Source organism: Kribbella amoyensis, assembly GCF_007828865.1.
In the GTDB taxonomy this organism is placed as follows: Bacteria; Actinomycetota; Actinomycetes; order Propionibacteriales; family Kribbellaceae; genus Kribbella; species Kribbella amoyensis.
This window is the reverse complement of sequence record NZ_VIVK01000002.1, coordinates 141,872-160,525: the sequence shown is the minus strand read 5'-3', so window position 1 is coordinate 160,525 and position 18,654 is coordinate 141,872. Positions and strand designations below refer to the sequence as shown.

Here is an 18,654-nt window from a genome sequence, read left to right as displayed (position 1 = left end):
TTACCTGACCGTGTTCGGCAAGCGGCGAAAGGAAAGCAGATATGAGGAACTCACGGATAATGTCGTTGCTCGCGGCCACGGTCACGGCCGCCAGTTCTCTCACCCTCCTAGGAGCGTCGTCCGCGGCTGCGGCCGAGCCCTTGTCCCCGCAAGCCGGCCCGTCGCCACAAGCCGGTCTGTGTGGCTCCGGTGTCTACCTCGACGGCCTCCGCGCCCTCGACACCGAGCCCGGTCACGACGAGGTGTACATCACGAGGGCCGGAACCAAGATCTGGCCGGCGACCGCGGACTATGTGTCGATCGCGGCCGGCCAGCGGGTCGAGATCGACAAGTGTGTCGCCCGCCCCGCCCAGATCCAGATCTGGGACGTGGACGGCGTCTTTCCGTTCGAGACGCGCCAGCTCATCTGCGGCTTCACGATCCACGGTGAGTCCACCTTCGACCAGAAGTGCAGCAGCGGAGTCGGCAGCTACCGGGTCGGCGTCCTCCGCTAGTCTCCCTGGCTCGGCCCTGGGTACCGATCGGGGTAAATCTTCAACGACGAGGTGGCCGGCTCAGCCGGTTGATCTGATGTGAAGCAGCTCACGGCCGTCGGCACCAAGGTTCAACGGCGCCGGGAACCCGCCGTCGACTGCACGTCTGACAAAGCGAAAGGCCCGGACCGGTGGTCCGGGCCTTTCTGGAGTAGCGGGGGCAGGATTTGAACCTGCGACCTCTGGGTTATGAGCCCAGCGAGCTACCGAGCTGCTCCACCCCGCGTCGTTGTGTCTTTAGTTTAGGGGATGGGGTGGGGAGAAACCAAATCGGGGTCGGGGGCCGAAAAGGTGTGTCCCGGTGGGGGTCGCTGGGCGTACCTTCCGGGGTATGGCTGGGAGGGTGATCAGGGAGTTCGGTGCGGGGGATCTCGGGGCGGCGGCGCGGTTGCTGGCCGGGCGTCACCGGGAGCATCGGGTGAAGTACCCGCTGTTGCGGGCCGACTTCGAGGACCCGCGGGTGGCGTTGACCGAGGTGACCGCGGCCTGGGAGACCGAGGGGGCCTCCGGGGCGGTGCTGGTCGACGGTGACGAGGTGACCGGGTACTTGCTCGGGGCACCGAAGTCGGCGACCTGGGGACCGAACGTGTGGGTCGAGTCCGCCGGGTTCGCGGTCCAGGAGCCGGAGACGGTCCGGGACCTGTACGCGGTGGCCGCGGCGAAGTGGGTCGACCAGGGGCGGACGGCGCAGTACGTGGTGGTGCCGGATCAGGCCGAGTTGGTGGACGCGTGGTTCCGGCTCGGGTTCGGTGGGCAGCACGCGCACGCGATTCGGGATGTCCCCGCGTTGCCGCTGCCGGTGCGTGACGGCGGGACCGTCCGGCGGGCGGACCGCGGTGACGTGCGTGTCCTGGCCGAGCTGGATCTGGTGTTGCCGCAGCACCAGGGGTTGTCGCCGGTGTTCTCGGCCGGTGAGGTGCCGACGCTCGAGGAGGCGCTCGCGGACTGGGAGGAGGCGATCGACGATCCCGAGTTCGCCACCTTTGTTGCCGAGGTCAACGGTCGGGTGATCGGGTCGGCGATCGGTTGCTCGCTGGAGAAGTCCAGCTCGCACACCGGGCTCGCACGTCCGGACAACGCCGGCTTCCTCGGCTTCGCGGCCGTGTTCCCGGACGCTCGCGGACACGGCGCCGGCCGCGCTCTCGGGGAGGCCGTGCTGGCGTGGTGCGCCGAGACCGGGTACGACTCGGTGGTGACGGACTGGCGGGTGACGAACCTCCTCTCCTCGCGCACCTGGCCGCGCCTCGGTTTCGAGCAGACCTTCCACCGCGTCCACCGCCTGATCGGCTACTGAGCACCCGCAGACCGAGCAGACCAGGCTGACCGAGGCTGGCCGGATCGCAGCGGCCGCACCGGGCGATCGGTGCGGCCGCCGCGCCGGACCAGCTCAGCCGGCGTTCTCCGGGTGGAACCCGGACGCCACCGCGACCAGCTCGTCCGCGGCGAACCGGCCCCGGTCGATCATGACCTCGGCCGCCACCCCTGGCTCGACGAAGAAGAACGCCTGGTCGTCGGCCACGTAGCCGCCGTACGAGCCGAGCTGGGTGGCGGTGAGCTCCCAGGTCTCCGGGTCCTTCTCGTGGTACTCGGTCAGGAACGTGCGCAGCGTCTCGAGGTCGGTCAGCTGCGCCCCGCGGACGGTCTTGACGGTCAGGTCGACCTTCGTCGCGCCCTCGGGATCGGGACCGGTCTCCCAGACCCGGCTGACGAACTTCACGTCCTCCCACTCGTACTGGAAGTCGCTCGGGCTGCCGAGGCCGTCGGGCAGGTGGTCGATGGCGAATCCGTCCAAGGTGCACACCTCTCGCTGGGTCGTGGTCGCGGAGATCGGATGGGCGACGGCGGGCGGGGTGGGGAGCGCGATCCCGGCTCCGAACAGGACCAGGGCGCCGGCCGCCACGATACGGGGACTGAACACGGACATGCTGCCTCCTTCGCAGGTGTTGTCGTACTGAGAAGGTGCAGTCGTCACCACCACTTGGAGCCGACGAGTTCCGGAGCTGTGGACAAACGAAAGCGGCGGCCTCCCCTCCGAGGAGAGGAAGCCGCCGCTCACGAACCGAACGTCAGCCGGTCGGCGAGGTCGGTGGACTCGTCGGTGTCGGCGGTGGCGTCCCCGGCGTCCCGCTCGGGGTCGGCGTCGTCGGTGTCGCCGGCAGTTGCGCACCGGCCGCGATGGCCCGGTCGATCGCCGCCTTCATCTTGTTGACCTCACGCTGGTACCCGGCCAGGTCGCCGGCCTTCAACGCCGTCTGGGCCGCGTTGTACGAGTTCTGCGCCTCGCTCAACGCCGACTTGATCGTCTCGTTCGCCGGTGGCGTCGTGGTCGGTGGTTTGTTGTCGTTCGGGTTCTCGTCGGTGTTGACCGACGTGTTGAACACCTTCGCCAACGCCTCCTGCAGGGTGGCCCCGTACGCGACCCGGTCACCGAAGCCGACCAGGACGTACCGGAGCACCGGATAGCTACCCGGACCGCTCGTCCGCACGGAGTACACCGGTTGGACATAGAGCAACCCGTCACCCAGGGGCAGCGTCAGCAGGTTCCCGAACTGGGCTCTGGCGCCGCTGCTGGGTTGGTTGATCGGCAGCAACGCCTGTCTGATCGACTCGTCGGTCTGGAACTTGTTGGCCACCTGTCCCGGGCCTGGAATCTGCACGTTCCCCGGTAGTCGGAGGATCCTGAACTGACCGTAGTCCGCTGAGGAAGCCTCCGCATCGACGGCCAGGAAGGCGGTCAGGTTCTCCCGGTCGGCGTTCGGCACGTACACCGAGGTGAGCGAGAACCGGGCGTCCTTCTGCCCCGGCATCCGCAGCGACAGGTAGAACGGCGGCTGCTTCTGCACGGACGCGTCGTTGGAGCTGGTCCCCGCGGTCGGGTCGGCCGGGACCCGCCACAGGTCGCTGTTCTGGTACCAGGTACCCGAGTCGGTCACGTGGTACTTCGCGAGCAGGTCGCGCTGCACCTTGAAGATGTCCTCCGGGTAGCGCAGGTGCGACATCAGCGCCGGCGAGATGTCCGACCGCGGCTTGACCGTGTCCGGGAACGCCTTCATCCACGTCTTCAGCACCGGGTCGCTCTCGTCCCAGGCGTACAGGTCGACCGATCCGTCGTACGCGTTCACGACGGCCTTGACCGAGTTGCGGATGTAGTTGATCTCCTCGCTCGGCTGGGACGCGATCGACCCGCGGCCCGTGGTGGTGTCCCGGGTGCTGTCGTCCAGCGCGACCTTCTGCGCGTACGGGTAGTTCGCCGAGGTGGTGTACCCGTCGACGATCCAGACCACCTGGCCGTCCACGACGGCCGGGTACGGGTCGCCGTCCGGGGTCAGCCACGGTGCGGCCTTCTCGACCCGCTCCCTTGGACTGCGGTCGTAGAGGATCTTCGACGCCTCGTTCACCCGGCTGGACAGCAGGATGTTCGCGTCCCGGAACTTGGTGGCGTAGAGCAACCGGTTGGCGAACGAGCCGACCGGGACGCCGCCCTTGCCCTCGTAGGTGTTCAGCGTCGGGTCGCCGCCGTCCTCACCCTCGGGCGTGTCCAGCTCGACGGCCGGGGCACCCTTCGGCGCACCGACGATCGAGTAGTCCGGGGACTGCTCGCCGAAGTAGATCCGCGGCTCGTACTTGCCGAGGTCGCCGACCGGCGGCAGGTCCTTCGACGACCACACCGGCGTACCGTCGTCGGCGCGCTGGTTGCCGTTCGCGGCGACCACGCCGTACCCGTGGGTGTAGACGGTGTGGTCGTTGTTCCAGTTGCGCTGGCCCGGAGGCAGCCGGTCGACCTGGACCTCGCGGACCGCGATCACGGTGTCCTTGACCTGGTTGCCGATCTTGTACCGGTCGACGTCCAGGTCGGTCGGGAACGAGTAGAAGCCGCGGACCTGCTGCAACTGCTCGAACGTCGGACCGACCACGCTCGGGTCGATCAGCCGGATACCCGGGAGCAGCCCGGCGTCCTGGGACAGCTGGGCCGGGGTCGCCGTGGTTTTCGCGTTGTAGTTGATGACCTCGGTCTTCTCCAGGCCGTACGCCTGCCGGGTGGCCTCGATGTTCTTGGTGATGTACGCCGCCTCGCGGACCGGCTCGCTCGGCCGGACCCGCAACTGCTGCAGGGCCGCCGGCCACAGAGCGCCGAGCAGCACGGCGGACAGCACCAGCACGACCGTGCCGACGCCGGGGAGCAGCCAGGTCTTCCGGATCACGTTCGCGAAGAACAGACCGGCACACAGCACCGCGATGACCGCGAGGATCTCCTTGCTCGGCAGGACGGCGTTGTCACCCGTATAGGAGATACCGGTGAAGAGTCTGCTGTCCTCCACGGTGAGGCCGAACCGGTCGAGCCAGTAGCTGAACGCCTTGAGCAGGACCAGCAGGCCGAGCAGGACGGAGAACTGCACCTGCGCCGCGCCGGACGCCTTCTGCCCCTTCGCCGACGGCCGGAAGCCGCCGTACAGGTAGTGCGTGATGATCGCGGCGACCAGGGAGAGCAGGACGATCGAGTACCCGAAGCCGAGCAGGACGCGCAGCCACGGGTAGTCGAAGACGAAGAACGCGATGTCCTTGTTGAAGTGCTTGTCGGTGACGCCGAACGGGGTCCGGTTCCGCCAGGCGAGGAAGACCTTCCACTCCCCCGACGCGGCCGAGCCGCCGAACACCAGCATCAGCGTGGCGAGCACGCCGATCGCGATCTTGCCGCGCTGTTTCAGCAGCTCGCCGTACCGCTCGAAGCCGGGCGACGGCGACGGCGCCAGCGCGACCCGGGGCCGGGTCCGGAAGGCGATGATCACGTTCGCGACCACGGCGGCGGCCATCAGCAGGCCGACCACGACGAACAACAGCACCCGGGTGCCGAGCACGGTGCTGAACACCGAGCCGAGGTCGACCGAGCGGTACCAGAGCCGCTGCGTCCAGACGTCGGTGAAGACGCTGAACAGGATCAGCAGCACGATCAGGGTCGCGATGGTGGGCAGCAGGGCCCGTGGCCGCTGCCCCGGAGTACGCCGCGACCTCCGCGGCTCCTCCGGCATGTCGTAGACGCCGTCGCTCATGCTTGCTTCTCCTCGTCGTCGCCCCGGACGTCGTCGACCGAGGTGCCGTCGACCGGGCGGCCACCCGCGGCCCGGTCACCGTCCGCCGGTTCGCCCGACGGCTCGAATGTCAATGACAGTACTTGGCAGAGCGTAGGGACCAAGTCGGCGCCGGTCAGAACGGCGCTGTCCTCGTCGTGGGCCCGCAGCCGGACGGCGCCGAACCGCTCCCCGTCCCGCAGCACACCGGCGATCATCCGTACCTCGTGCCGGCGCGGGTCGCTGGCCGCCATCCGGGCCAGCTCCTGGTCCGACTCGGCGTCGGCCAGCCCCTGCTCGACCGAGGCCGGCAGCACCACCCGCTCGACGGCGAGGGCGCAGCCGCTGACGCCGTCGGGCCACTCGATCCGGGCCAGCGCGTCGGCCAGGTTCGCGTCGTCGACGCCACCGGGCAGCTCGCCCTGGGCCACCGGCGTGAGCGGCTGCGAGGCGTCGTCCGCCCCGAGCTCGGCGGCCAGCTGCGGCTCGGCGGCGAGCAGCTCGGCGGTGGGGACCAGCGCGAACAACTGCGCGGGCTGGTCCCAGCCCGCGCCGCTGACATGCTTCTCGATCTCCACCACAGCTCGCCGCAGCGCGTCGGTGGGCAGGGTTTCTACGGGGTGCATGCCGGGACCTCTCCGGAGCCGCTGGCCAGGGTCTTCAGGGAACTGATCGCGTCCTCGAGCTTGGTGATCTTCACCAGCTGGATGCCGTCCACGCCGGCGTGCACGGCGGCCGCGCAGTTCGGCGCCGGGACCAGGAAGACGGTGGCGCCGTCGTCCTTCGCGCCGGCGATCTTCTGCTGGATGCCACCGATCGCGCCGACCTGGCCGAGCGCGTCGATGGTGCCGGTGACGGCGACGTGCTTGCCCTCGAGCAGCGGGCCGGGGGTGAGCTTGTCGTAGATGGCCAGCGCGAACGCCGTGCCCGCGCTGGGGCCGCCGATGTCCTGGCCGAGGTTCACGCTGACCTTCACCGGGGAGTCGACGCCCACGGTGATGCCGACCATCGGCCGGGACGGCTCGCCCGGGGTGGCCGCGGTCTTCACCACGACGGTCTGCTCCTGGCCGCCCCGGCGGATCAGGAAGTCGACGTTCTCGCCGACCTTGTTCTTCCGGACCAGCTCACCGACCTGCGGTACCTGGGTGGCGGCCTGGCCGTCCACCTTCAGCACCACGTCGCCCGGCTTGAGCTTGCCGTCGGCAGGGCTGTCCTTGGCGACGGTCGAGACCTTCGGGTGGTACGGGACCTTGGCGGCCTGCAGCGCGGCGGCGACCGCACTGTCCTGCGAGCCGGTCATCTCGGCGGTGTTCTGCTCCTCCACCTCGCTCGCGCTCTGCTCGGGCGGGTAGATGATCGCGCGCGGGAACAGGTCGTGGTGCGGGTCGAGCCAGTTCCGCATCGCCTGCGGCAGGGTCAGCTCGCGGTCGGGCGAGGTCACCGATACCGTGGTCAGGTCGAGCTGACCGGTGGTCGGGAACGTCTCGTGCCCGCTGATCTCGATCACCGGCTTGTTCTTGCTGCTGCCGAGCGTGTCCTTGACCGGCCCCGGGCTGAACGACACGAACGGCACCGGGAAGACGGTGACCAGTCCGAGCGAGCAGACGAGGACGACGATCGAGGTGACCAGCGTGGCGGTACGACGTGTCACGAACCCTGCCCTGCGATCTTTGACTTGTGGAAGAGGCCGCGCAGCCCGCGGCGCGGCGTGGGGGTGGCGCGGGGGCCCGGAGCGGCCAGCGCGTCGGTGAACCGGCGGAAGTCCTCCACCGACGCGAACCCGGTCCCGGACCGGCGCGGCCCACGGCTCCGCCCCCGCCAGGCGGCCCAGCCCATCGCGAGGACCGTGGCGGCCAACGGGAACACCAGCCAGGCCAGCACCTTCATCCGGTCACCTTCATGCGCCCAGCGTACGTGTCAGCAGGCGCCGACCCACTCGCTCGCTCCGTCGGTGAAGTGCTGGTGTTTCCAAATCGGGACCTCGGCCTTGAGATCGTCGATCAGCCGCCGGCAGGCCGCGAAGGCGACCTCCCGGTGCGACGCGGCGACACCGACGATCACCGCGGCGTCACCGATCTTCAGCGCGCCGGTCCGGTGGACGGCCGCCAGCGCCGTCACGGCCGGGTCCGCGCAGACCCGCTCGGCCACCGCCCGCAGCTGCTCCAGCGCCTCCGGGTGCGCCTCGTAGCTGAGCTCGTCGACGCCCCGCTCGTGGTCGTGGTTGCGCACGGTGCCGATGAACAGCGCGGTGCCACCGGCCGTCGGATCGGCGATCGCGGCCAGCACCTCGTCACTGGACAACGCGTCGGCGCGGATGTCCAGCAGCCTGATCGCGTCGGTCATGACCATCCCTCCATTCCCCGGGACTGAACACCGTATCCAACCCGTCCCAGCCTCCGCTTGCCGCCGCGGGCGAAGTCACACGCCTGAAACCGTTCACCCTGGGCGGAACGGTCCGCGGCAACCAGTACGTTGGAGTTGTACGCCCCAGCGCAGAGGAAGGCCACTCCGATGAGCGACGAACCGGACAACCCGTTCAAGGGAACTCCGTTCGAGGCCATGTTCCAGCAGTTCTCCGGCATGGCCGGCGCGGGCGGTGCCCCCGACCTGAACGCGATCTTCGCGCAGGTCCAGCAGCTGCTCAGCGGGACCGCCGACGGGCGGCCGGTGAACTGGGACCTGGCCAAGGACCTCGCCCGCAAGACCGTCGCGGCGAACGGTGACCGCTCGGTCACGAGCACCGACCACGAGCGGGTCGCCGACGCGGTCCGGCTGGCCGAGCACTGGCTGGACCAGGCCACGACGCTGCCCGAGGCGTCCACCTCGTCGGCGGCGTGGAGCCGGGCCGAGTGGATCGAGAACACGCTGCCGGTCTGGCAGACCGTGGTCGACCCGGTCGCCGAGCACGTCGCCGGCGCGATGGGGACGGCCCTGCCCGCCGAGGCGCAGCAGCTGGCCGGTCCGATGGCCGGCATGCTCCGCCAGCTCGGCGGCTCGATCTTCGGCGCCCAGGTCGGTCAGGCACTCGGTGAGCTGGCCGGTGAAGTGGTCAGCTCGTCCGACATCGGCCTGCCGCTCGGCCCGGGCAGCCAGGCGGTGCTGCTGCCGGACAACGTGGCGAAGTTCGCCGAGGGCCTCGGGGTGACCGACGAGGACGTCCGGCTGTACCTGGCGCTGCGCGAGTGCGCGCACCAGCGGCTGTTCGCCGGCGCCCCGTGGCTGCGGCAGCGGCTGTTCTCGCACGTCGCCGACTACGCGGCCGGGATCCAGGTGGACGCCGGCAAGATCGAGCGCGCGATGGCCGACGTCGACATGCAGAACCCGGAGGCCATGCAGGAGGCGCTGGCCGGCGGCCTGTTCGAGCCGGAGGACTCCGAGCAGCAGAAGGCGTCGCTGGCCCGCCTGGAGACCGCGCTCGCGCTGGTCGAGGGCTGGGTCGACGACGTGGTCCGCGAGGCCACCAAGGACCGGATGCCAGCCGCGGTCCAGCTGGCCGAGACGGTACGTCGTCGCCGCGCCGCCGGTGGTCCTGCCGAGCAGACGTTCGCGACGTTGGTCGGCCTGCAGCTGCGGCCCCGCCGGCTCCGCGACGCGGCGAACCTGTGGGCCGCGGTCCGCGACGCGCGTGGCGCCGAGGGCCGGGACACGCTCTGGTCCCACCCGGACCTGTTGCCCAGCGCCACCGATCTGGACGACCCGATCGGATTCGCGCAGTCGGCCGGCGAGCTGTCCGGTCTCGACATCGACATCACCGACTTCCTCACCGAGGAGGAGTCCGGGGACCAGGGCAACGAGAAGAAGGACGACGGCGGCGAGGACGACAAGAACCGGTGACGCTGCATCAGGACGCCACCGACACGCTGACCCGCTGGACTCCCCCGGACGCCGACCAGGCCGAGCTCCGGGAGCACTACCTGCGCCATCTCGCCGCGCACGAGGACGGGCTGGTCCGGAGTTGCCGGCCCGAGCACCTCACCGCGTCGGCGCTCGTGGTCGACCCCTCGACCGATCGGGTGCTGCTCACGTTGCACCGGACGGTCGGCCGCTGGTTGCAGCTCGGTGGGCACTGCGAGGACGGCGACACCACGCTCGCCGGGGCCGCCCTGCGCGAGGCGACCGAGGAGTCCGGGCTGACCGACCTGCGGGTCGATCCGATGCCGTTGCAGTTGTCCCGGCACCTGCTCCTCGCGGGCGGTTGCCGCGACGCATACCACCTGGACGTGCAGTTCCTGGTGACGGCCGACGCCGGGACGCGGTACGTGGTGAGTGACGAGTCGGACGATCTCGCCTGGTTCCCGGCAGCCGAGCTGCCGGCCGGGATCGACCAGTCCGTCGTCGACCTGGTCCGAAGGGTTTACCGCCAGGTCGGGTAGGGGCCGGAAGCTGACAGGTGTGCGGGCCGGTCCCTGTGATCCGGCCCGCACACGTCTGCTGCGAGTCGCAGACCCGACGGGCCGTCGTCGTCCCCTGACACCGGTCCTGCCGATCACCGCCCCTGAACGGCACCGACAGACCCGGCTCGCGACGACGGCCGCGCGGACACCCCCATGGCTTCTCTCGGACAGAGAACGAGCGGGACGCGAGAAGGTGACGGCTCAACTTCCACGAAGTTGGGAGCGGGTCGCGTCCCAGCCCTCCAGGCCCGGATCCAGCCGGGCGATATCGGCCGCCGAGCGCAGCCGGTGCCAGCCCGGACCGAGGGCGACCGCGTGCCGCCGGGGTTTGTGCTCGTCCAGCGTGGCCAGCGACGTGTCGAAGTCCGGAGCCAGCTCGTCGACCCACCCGGCCACCGGCAGCCGGACCCCGATCGCGGCCAGCGAACCGTCCTCGGCCGGGGTCACCGCCAGATCCGCGGATCCGAGCGCGCGGAACAACTTGCCGACCAGCAGCCCGGGCAGATCCGGGACGTCGTGGCTCACCGCAACGACCGCCGGCGACGGGCCCACCTTCGCCACCGCGTCGAGCACGGCCCGCTCCGCGTCGACAGCGAACACGGGTGTCCCCGGCCAGGTCAGCGCCGCCAGCTCCTCCACCGACTCGTCGTCCCCGCCTGCCACGGCGATCGCGACGTCGACGAGATCGAGGGCGGCCAGTACCTCGTACGTGTCCTCGGCCAGCGCGAGCCGCCAGGCCTCCGGGTCCCGTCCAGGCGGTGCCCACGTCCCCCGGGCCGGTACGACCAGGACGACGTAGCGCCGATCGCTCACCGGGCCGCCACGGCGTCGTACGCCTCGCGCGACGTCGCGACCTCGTCCATGTGCGTCTCCGCCCACGTCTTGATGGCGGCGATCAACGGCATCAACGTCGTCCCCAGCGGAGTCAGCTCGTAGTCCACCCGGACCGGCACGGACGGCGTGACCTCCCGGACGACCAGGCCGTCCCGCTCCAGCGAGCGCAGCGTCTGGGTCAGCATCTTCTGGCTCACCCCGGCGATCCGGCGGGACAGGTCCGAGTACCGTTTCGGCCCGTCGCCGAGCGCGCAGAGGACCAGGGTCACCCACTTGTCGCTGATCCGGTCCACCAGCTGCCGGGTCGGGCACACCGCGATGAAGGCGTCGTACGCGCGCGCGGCCTCCTCGCGGCGCTGCGCGGCGGTCCTCGTCGGCATCAGGGCTCCCCTCGGGGTCGGATACGCACTTCCAGGTGCCTACTTACCGAAAGAGAGTAGCTCTCCGATAGTTGTGTCAGCAACACGAGATCACACCACTTCCGAGGAGAATCCCATGCGCGCACTTGTCACCCGGCGGCCCGAAGGCGTCGACCACCTCGAGCTCGTCGAGACCGACATCCCCGAACCGCGGCCCGGGCAGGTCCGGATCAAGGTAGCGGCCGCCACCGTCAACCCGGTCGACCTCGCCCTGGCCGGCGGCCAGCTGATCCAGGCCGGCCTGACCGCGGCTCGCCCCCAGTTCGGCCTCGGCTGGGACGTGGCCGGCACCGTCGACGCGGCCGGCCCCGGCGCCGACCTGCTTCCCGGTACGCCGGTCATCGGGCTCGCGGCGCATCTCGGCCAGCCGCTGAAGACCCACGCCGAGTTCGTCGTCCTGGACGCCGACGCGGTCGCCCCCGCACCGGCCGGCCTCGACCTGGTCGCGGCGGCGACGATCCCGCTCAACGCCCGCACCGCCCAACTGGCCGTGGACGCGCTCGACCTCGAACCAGGCCAGACCCTGCTCGTCACCGGTGCGGCGGGCGCCGTCGGGGGGTACGCCATCGAGCTCGCCAAGCACCGCGGGCTCACCGTGATCGCGAACGCGGGCGACGAGGACGAGGACCTCGTTCGCGGGCTAGGGGCCGACCACTTCGTACCGCGGACCGCGGACCTGCCGTGGGCGGTACGGGACGTGGTTCCCGGCGGGGCGGACGGGGTGGTCGACGGTGCCGTCCTCGGGATCACCGCGCAGGAGGCGGTCCGCGATTACGGCGCCCACGCGCACCTGGTCGGCCCGACTCCGTGGGCGCTGCGCGGGATCTCGGTCCACCACATCCTGGCCCACGCGGATCGTCGCGCGCTGACGGAGCTCGTGCAGTTGGTGGAGAAGGACATCCTCTCGACCAGGGTCGCCACCACGTACCCGCTGGCCGATGCGGCCACGGCGTACGAGCGGCTGGCCAAGGGCGGAGTACGGGGGCGGCTGGTCCTCATCCCCTGAGGGTGGTGAGGAGCCGGAGCGCGACCTGGACGTCGAGGGCATGTTCCGGTTGTTGCCAGCCTTCGCCCAGGAGGGCTGTGATGCGGTCGAGGCGTTGCTGGACGGTGTTCGGGTGGATGTGGAGGGCTGCGGCTGCGCGGGTCGGGCTCTGGCTTGCCGCGAAGTACGCCTGGAGTGTGCCGATCAGGTCGGTACCGCGCTGTTCGTCGTACGTGAGCACAGCACCGAGTACGTGATCTACATGCGCTTCCACATCCACCGCGGCCGCACCGACCAGGCCCGCGACGCCCAGGTCGTCCGGAGCCGCTGACTGGCCGTACTTGCCGAGGCGGAGCATCGTGGTGACCAGTCGCGTTGCCCGCTGGTGCGTGTCGACCAACGGCGCTCCCCACGCAGCCGGACCGACCACCGCGATCGTCACACCGACCCGGCGAGCCACCTCGCTCAGTGTGCGAGCCGTGGCCACCGCGTCGGGCAGGGCCAGCAGGAGTACGAGGTCCCCGGCGTACGGGCCGGCCAGGACCAGCTTCTCGCCGAGCGGCGCCGGCAGCCTGGCCAGTACTGCGCTGTGGTCGCCCCGGCAGACCGCGACCACCACTGTGCTGGGGAGTCGGCGAGTGGACTCCAACAGGCGAAGGCGGTCGGCGAGGGCTCGTGGTTCGGAGTTGCCGCTGAGGGCGTCGGCGAGGATGTCTGCCTGGGCGCGTTGGGACTGCTCGGCGGCTTGGCGCCGGAACAGCAGCACCAACGCGGTGACCACTGCGGCGCGTTCCACGATGCGCTGATCCGCGCCGGACAGTTCGTCGACGCCACCGATCACCAGAGCGCCCAGCCGCTCCCCCTTGGCCGTCGCGGCGATCATCCAGCCGTCGCCGACGCGGGTCAGGCGGCCTGATTCCGAGGCGGCCGCGGCCTTCCGGGCCAGGTCGTGGTCGACGTCGCCGGCCACGGCCAGTTCGTTGCCGAGGGCATCCACCAGGACGACCCAGACGTCGAGGAGTTCGGCGACGGCGGCGGCGATCGCGTCCACGTCGCCACCGGACAGGACGATGTCGGCGAACCGGTCGTGCGCGGCCGCTGCGTGCTCCACACCCGCGTGGGCGGCCGACAACTGCTCCAACGCCGCGGCTGTCTCGGCCGCCGCCCGGACCTGGACGATCGTGACCGCGGCCAACGCGGCCAGGGAACCGAGCAGCGAGACCTCCTCGCGGTTGAACGGCCGCCTGGTCCGGTTGGACGCGAACAGGACACCGACGAAGGCGCCGTCCACGATCAGCGGCGTGCCGAGGATCGCGACCAGCCCCTCCTCCCCGACCGCGTCGTCGATCGGGCTCGTGTGCCGGAAGCGGTGGTCCTTCGGGTAGTCGGCGGTCCAGTACGGCTTGTACGTCTCGGCGACGAGGCCGCCGAGACCTGCGCCGAGCGGGACCCGCAACTGCTGGAAGGCGGCCGACACGGATCCGTCGGTGGCTCGCATGTACGTGTCGCCGCGGGCCGGGTCGAACAGGGTCAGGTAGGCGACGTCGGTCCCGATCAGGGTGCGGGCCCGGTGCACGATCGTGTGCAGGACGCTGCCGGGATCCCGGGCCGAGGCCAGTTCGCGAGCGACGTCGACGAGTGCGGACAGCTCCGCCTCGCGCTTCTTGCTCGCGTCCATCCCGGCCCGGATCCGCAGCGCGAGCTCACGGGCCGCCGCGTCGTTCCCGGCGGCCCGTGCCAGCTCGCTCCCTGGCGCGTCCTCGGCCAGGAGCCGTAACAGCTCCTCCACGGAGGCGATGATGCCAGTCAGACCTCGGCGAGGTCGCGGCGGCGGGTTTCGCCGTACGAGGTGACCGCGACGATCGAGATCAGCGAGCAGACCGCCACGTAGATCGCGATCGCGTACCCGGTGTCGTACGCCTTCAGCAGCGCCACCGCGATGAACGGGGCCAGGCCGCCGGCGACGATCGAGGCCAGCTGGTAGCCGACCGAGACGCCGGAGTACCGGACCCGGGTGCCGAACAGCTCGGTGAAGAACGATGCCTGCGGCCCGTACATCGCGCCGTGCAGGACCAGGCCGACGGTGACGGCGAGAGTCGCGAGCGCGAAGTTCTTGGTGTCCACGAACGCGATGAACACGAACGCCCAGACGCCGACCCCGACCGCGCCGAGCAGGTACACCGGTTTGCGCCCGATCCGGTCGGACAGCGCGCCCCACAGCGGGATCGTGCAGAAGTGCACGGCGGCGCCGATCAGCACCGCGTTCAGCGCGAACGACTTGCCGAGGCCGAGGTGATCCTTGGCGTAGGTGGCGATCACGATCGTGAAGATGTAGTAGCTGACGTTCTCGGCCATCCGGGCACCCATCGCGGTCAGCACCTCGCGCGGGTACTTCGTGATCACCTCGAGGAACGGGATCCGATCGGTCGGCTGCTGCTTCGCCCGGGCCTGCTGGAACAGCGGTGACTCCTCGATCCGCAGCCGGACCCAGAGCCCGACCAGGACGAGCACCGCGGACAGCAGGAACGGGATCCGCCAGCCCCAGGAGTTGAAGGCGTCCTCGTTCTGGAAGGCCGCGAGCGCCGCCAGCACGCCGTTCGCGATCAGCTGGCCGGCCGGCGCACCCGCCTGCGGCCAGGAGGCCCAGAAGCCGCGCCGTGCCGGATCACCATGTTCCGACACGATCAGGACGGCCCCGCCCCACTCGCCACCGAGCGCGAAGCCCTGGATCAGCCGGAGCACGGTGAGCAGGATCGGGGCGAGCGCGCCGACCTGGGCGTACGTGGGCAGCAGGCCGATCGCGAAGGTGGCCAGACCCATCATCAGCAGCGACAGCACCAGCAGCTTCTTGCGGCCGATCCGGTCGCCGAAGTGGCCGAACACGACGCCGCCGATCGGCCGGGCGAAGAACCCGACCGCGAAGGTGGCGAAGCTGAGCAACGTACCGGTCAGCTGCTCGCCCTTGGGGAAGAACAGTTCCCCGAACACGACCGACGCGGCCACGCCGTAGAGGAAGAAGTCGTACCACTCGACGGTGGTCCCGACCAGGCTGGCGCCGACGATCCGGCGGATCGGCGTCCTGGTCCCGGTCTGGTCTGTGGAGGTTGTACTCATGGCGGCTCCTGTGATGACTAGTGGGCGGTCCAGCCGCCGTCGAGGACGAACGAGCTCCCCGTGACAGAGGCCGAGGCGGGACCGCACAACAGCGCGACCAGCTCCGCCACCTCGGCCGGCTCGATCAGCCGCTTCACCGCGACCGGTTCGAGCAGCACCTTGTCCAGCACCTCGGCCTCGGTCAGGCCGTGCGTGGCCGCCTGGTCGGCGAGCTGCGCGGTGACCAGCGGGGTGCGGACGTACGCCGGGTTCACGCAGTTGCTGGTGACCCCGTGCGGCGCCCCTTCCAGGGCGACCACTTTGCTGAGGCCCTCCAGCCCGTGCTTGGCCGCGACGTACGCCGCCTTGAACGGGCTGGCGCGCAGTCCGTGCACCGAGCTGATGTTGACCACCCGGCCCCAGCCGCGTCCGTACATGTACGGCAGCGACTGCCGGATCAGGCGGAACGGCGACTCGAGCATGAGCCGCAGGATGTACCCGAACCGCTCCGGCGGGAACTGCTCGACCGGGGCGACCTGCTGGACGCCGGCGTTGTTCACCAGCACGTCCACGTCGGTCGGCAGCCGGTCCAGCCGATCCAGGTCGGCGAGGTCCGCCCGCAGCGGCTCGATACCGGCCGCGGCCAGCGCCTCGAGTCCGTCGGCGTCGTAGTCGACGGCGATCACGTGCAGGCCCTCGTCAGCGAGCCGCCGGGCGCAGGCTGCGCCGATGCCGGAGGCGGCGCCGGTGACGAGGGCACGACGTGGTGTGGTCATGCGGAGACCTTAGGAATCCGCCTGGCGTGCGGCTATGTGATGGCGTCACACACCTTGGCCGCCGACCATGTGAGATCAGCGGGTGAGTGGAACCTTCGACCAGTCGACGTCGGAGGCCAGGTAGAAACTCGGGTACGACGGCTGGTTGTACGTCGTCTGCTGCCGCGCGACCTCGGCGCGGTACTGCGCGTCGTGCATCAGCGTGTACAGCTTCCGGTCGGTCACCTCGGTGCTCAGGTAGATCCGGATCGCGCTGCTGTCGGCCGTACGGACGAGCAGTTCCTCCCGCCAGTCACCGAGCACGTCGGCGACGAGGGACGGGTTGCCCTTGGTGCCGTTGTTCGTGCGGGTGTCCGTGGCGGTGAGCAGGGTGCCGCGGCGCCAGTCCTTGATGGTCGGAGTGGTGTCGCCGGAGCCGTCCACGAGCTGCGTGGTCATGTCCGCCGCCCAGCGGATGCTCTGGTTCGTCCCGGGCATCGCCGTACCGAGTGCGTCGCCGTCCGCGGTCCGCAGCCGGGTCGCCCACGTCTCCAGGCCCGGCTCCTCCGGCACGATGTCGCCGACCATGCCGCGGCCCGTGTCGCGACCGGAGTACTCCCCGTAGAGCACCTCGCCGGTCTTCGCGTCCCGCAGGGCGTACCCGTACGGGGCGGAGGTGGCGCCCTCGTGCACGGTGAAGATCTCCTTGCCCGGCCGCTGCGGGTCGATGTCGGTCACGTGCATCGCGTCGCCGTGGCCGAGTCGTGCGACGGCACCAGGGTTCGCACTCTGCGGTGGGAGCACGTCCTTGGAGCTGTAGAGCACGCTGCCGTCGTCGTCGATCGTGGCGGCGCCGTAGACGATCTCCTGCTTGCCGTCCTCGTCCACGTCCGACGCGCTGAGCGAGTGGAAGCCTTGTGTGGTGATGGATCCGTACTGCGGGTCGGTGCCGTCACGGCCGTGCGGGCTGTCGTTGAACGGGTTCGTCATCGGGGTCCAGCCGCTGTCGACGGCCCACTGCTTGGTGATGCGGTCACCGTTCCACCCGTACGCGGCCAGCGTGGTCCGCGTGTAGTAGCCGCGGGCGAACACTGCGGACGGGCGCTTCCCGTCGAGGTACGCGACACCGGCGAGGAACCGGTCGACCCGGTTGCCCGGTTCGATCCGGGACATCGCGTAGTCGCCCCAGCGAAGACCGTCGTCGGCCCGCCCCGGCTCGTACCGGATCGTCTGCAGCTCCTTGCCGTCGGAACCACGGAACACCGACAGGTACTCGGGTCCGCTGAGGATGAACCCCTCGAAGGCGCGGAGCTGGTTCCGGGTGCTGCGGCTCGGTGCGTACGTGTCCATGAAGTAGTCGACGAGCGCGGCCGCATCGCTGTGGGACAAGGGATAGCTGTACCGGTCGGGGATGCCGAACGCGGCCTCGAGCGTCTTCGGCCACTGCCCGGCCACCACCTCGGGCTGTGCGTGCCAGTGCTCGAACAGGTCGACCAGGTGGTCGTAGTAGTCGGTGGCGCTGACCCGGTAGTCGTCCTGGTGCGTGTAGCCCGCCTTGCGGTCCGCGGCCGGCATCGTCACGTACCGCTCGGACCGGACCCGGCCGTCCCGGTCGTAGCTCGTGGTCTTCGTCCCGGGCGCCGTCTTCAGCATCATCTCCGAGCGGCCGTCACCGTCGAAGTCGTACACGAGGAACTGCGTGTAGTGGGCGCCGGCCCGGACGTTCTTGCCGAGGTCGAGGCGGTACAGCAGAGTCCCGTCCGCCTTGTACGTGTCGATGTACACGTTGCCCGTGTAGCCGACCTGGGAGACGTCCTTGGAGTTCGACGGGTCCCACTTCACGACGTACTCGTACTGCCCGTCTCCGTCCACGTCGCCGACGCTCATGTCGTTGGCGGAGTAGGTGTACGGGTCGCCCTTGGGCGTGACGCCGTCAGCGGGTTTGCGGAGCTTCAGCTCGGTGTGGTCGGTGGCCCATGGCTCGACCGTGTCGCTGAGGTCGTCCTCGCGCCCCTTGACCACGGACACGACCCGGTACTTCGCGCCAACGGTCGGCGTGCGGTCCAGGTAGTTCGTGCTGTCGGTGACAGTGGCAAGCTTGCGGCCGCCGCGGTACACGGCGAAGTCGGTGCCGGTGAGACCGTGGTCGCCGGCTCTGGTGGCTTCGTGGGCGAGCAGCCGCCAGCTGAGGAAGACGCCTTCGCTGGTGGTGGCGGCGGTCAGGCCCCGGTCCAGCTTCTCCATCTTCGGCGCCGGCCGGTAGGTGGCGGTGACTTGGCCGGACTGCAGTGGCCGGGCCTGCGCCGGACCGCTGAACGCGGCGGTGGCGGCCAGGGCCAGGGTGAGCACGGGGACGACGAGCCGGCGGGATCCGGAGGCAGTGACCATGGTCGAAATCCTTGGGTGGCGGGAGGCGGCCCGCTTGACCAGACAGCGGCAAGCGCTTTCCTCGCTGAGGCTAGGGCTGAGCCCGCGCACTGTCGACGGATCTGTCCGCAATCGGTCGCGGAACTGCCATCGATTGACGACGCCTATCGAACCTGCCCGTGCTGAGAGGACGATTTATGGTTGAAGC

General features: G+C 70.2%; 17 protein-coding genes and 1 tRNA gene. 5 read left to right on the top strand and 13 right to left on the bottom strand.

Going from position 1 to position 18,654, the window contains the following annotated elements; all coding sequences use genetic code 11:
• Positions 1-59 precede the first annotated feature (59 nt).
• Positions 60-494 (top strand): hypothetical protein, encoded by a 435-nt coding sequence (locus FB561_RS31005; protein ID WP_145813600.1) that lies wholly within the window; start codon positions 60-62, stop codon positions 492-494.
• Between the two features lie 191 nt (positions 495-685).
• Here FB561_RS31005 and FB561_RS31000 read toward each other — a convergent pair.
• Positions 686-759, bottom strand: a tRNA-Met gene (locus tag FB561_RS31000).
• 105 nt (positions 760-864) lie between these two features.
• Between FB561_RS31000 and FB561_RS30995 the strand changes: the two genes are divergently transcribed.
• The gene (locus tag FB561_RS30995; RefSeq protein WP_145813599.1) at positions 865-1,827 is read left to right on the top strand and encodes a GNAT family N-acetyltransferase; all 963 of its coding nucleotides are present in this window, start codon (positions 865-867) and stop codon (positions 1,825-1,827) included.
• Between the two features lie 93 nt (positions 1,828-1,920).
• Here the strand turns inward: FB561_RS30995 and FB561_RS30990 are convergent, their stop codons facing one another.
• The 6 genes from FB561_RS30990 to FB561_RS30965 form a co-directional block, all read right to left on the bottom strand.
• Positions 1,921-2,457, bottom strand: a complete 537-nt coding sequence (locus tag FB561_RS30990; RefSeq protein ID WP_238335234.1) for a hypothetical protein — start codon at positions 2,455-2,457, stop codon at positions 1,921-1,923.
• A 142-nt stretch (positions 2,458-2,599) separates the two neighbouring features.
• Positions 2,600-5,581: a UPF0182 family membrane protein gene (locus tag FB561_RS30985; protein ID WP_145813598.1), complete on the bottom strand. Its 2,982-nt coding sequence runs from the start codon at positions 5,579-5,581 to the stop codon at positions 2,600-2,602.
• Positions 5,578-6,225 carry a PPA1309 family protein gene (locus FB561_RS30980; RefSeq protein WP_202880954.1) on the bottom strand — a complete coding sequence of 216 codons (648 nt, stop codon included), beginning with the start codon at positions 6,223-6,225 and terminating at the stop codon, positions 5,578-5,580. The genes FB561_RS30985 and FB561_RS30980 overlap by 4 nt, the downstream gene beginning before the upstream one ends.
• The gene (locus FB561_RS30975) at positions 6,213-7,250 is read right to left on the bottom strand and encodes a YlbL family protein (RefSeq protein ID WP_145813597.1); all 1,038 of its coding nucleotides are present in this window, start codon (positions 7,248-7,250) and stop codon (positions 6,213-6,215) included. Before FB561_RS30975 ends, FB561_RS30980 begins: the two co-directional genes overlap by 13 nt.
• Complete coding sequence (locus tag FB561_RS30970; protein ID WP_145813596.1) at positions 7,247-7,486, bottom strand: hypothetical protein; 240 nt, start codon at positions 7,484-7,486, stop codon at positions 7,247-7,249. The genes FB561_RS30975 and FB561_RS30970 overlap by 4 nt, the downstream gene beginning before the upstream one ends.
• Positions 7,487-7,516: 30 nt before the next feature.
• The gene (locus tag FB561_RS30965) at positions 7,517-7,942 is read right to left on the bottom strand and encodes a molybdenum cofactor biosynthesis protein MoaE (protein WP_145813595.1); all 426 of its coding nucleotides are present in this window, start codon (positions 7,940-7,942) and stop codon (positions 7,517-7,519) included.
• Between the two features lie 168 nt (positions 7,943-8,110).
• On the opposite strand from FB561_RS30965, the gene FB561_RS30960 reads away from it, so the two are divergent.
• A complete protein-coding gene (locus tag FB561_RS30960) occupies positions 8,111-9,433 on the top strand; it encodes a zinc-dependent metalloprotease (RefSeq protein ID WP_145813594.1) in 1,323 nt (440 codons plus the stop codon).
• Complete coding sequence (locus tag FB561_RS30955) at positions 9,430-9,972, top strand: NUDIX hydrolase (RefSeq protein WP_145813593.1); 543 nt, start codon at positions 9,430-9,432, stop codon at positions 9,970-9,972. Before FB561_RS30960 ends, FB561_RS30955 begins: the two co-directional genes overlap by 4 nt.
• A gap of 222 nt (positions 9,973-10,194) precedes the next feature.
• On the opposite strand, the gene FB561_RS30950 is transcribed toward FB561_RS30955, so the two are convergent.
• Together FB561_RS30950 and FB561_RS30945 are read right to left on the bottom strand one after the other, a co-directional pair.
• Positions 10,195-10,806, bottom strand: a complete 612-nt coding sequence (locus FB561_RS30950; protein WP_202880953.1) for a DUF2064 domain-containing protein — start codon at positions 10,804-10,806, stop codon at positions 10,195-10,197.
• A complete protein-coding gene (locus FB561_RS30945; protein ID WP_145813592.1) occupies positions 10,803-11,207 on the bottom strand; it encodes a winged helix-turn-helix transcriptional regulator in 405 nt (134 codons plus the stop codon). Before FB561_RS30945 ends, FB561_RS30950 begins: the two co-directional genes overlap by 4 nt.
• Before the next feature lie 115 nt (positions 11,208-11,322).
• On the opposite strand from FB561_RS30945, the gene FB561_RS30940 reads away from it, so the two are divergent.
• A complete protein-coding gene (locus tag FB561_RS30940) occupies positions 11,323-12,252 on the top strand; it encodes an NADP-dependent oxidoreductase (protein WP_145813591.1) in 930 nt (309 codons plus the stop codon).
• Here FB561_RS30940 and FB561_RS30935 read toward each other — a convergent pair.
• The 4 genes from FB561_RS30935 to FB561_RS30920 form a co-directional block, all read right to left on the bottom strand.
• Complete coding sequence (locus tag FB561_RS30935) at positions 12,242-14,020, bottom strand: helix-turn-helix domain-containing protein (RefSeq protein WP_145813590.1); 1,779 nt, start codon at positions 14,018-14,020, stop codon at positions 12,242-12,244. The genes FB561_RS30940 and FB561_RS30935 overlap by 11 nt on opposite strands.
• A 17-nt stretch (positions 14,021-14,037) precedes the next feature.
• Positions 14,038-15,345 (bottom strand): MFS transporter, encoded by a 1,308-nt coding sequence (locus FB561_RS30930; RefSeq protein ID WP_145813589.1) that lies wholly within the window; start codon positions 15,343-15,345, stop codon positions 14,038-14,040.
• 17 nt (positions 15,346-15,362) lie between these two features.
• Positions 15,363-16,100 (bottom strand): SDR family NAD(P)-dependent oxidoreductase, encoded by a 738-nt coding sequence (locus FB561_RS30925; RefSeq protein WP_145813588.1) that lies wholly within the window; start codon positions 16,098-16,100, stop codon positions 15,363-15,365.
• 75 nt (positions 16,101-16,175) lie between these two features.
• A complete protein-coding gene (locus FB561_RS30920) occupies positions 16,176-18,467 on the bottom strand; it encodes a rhamnogalacturonan lyase (protein ID WP_145813587.1) in 2,292 nt (763 codons plus the stop codon).
• Positions 18,468-18,654 lie beyond the last annotated feature (187 nt).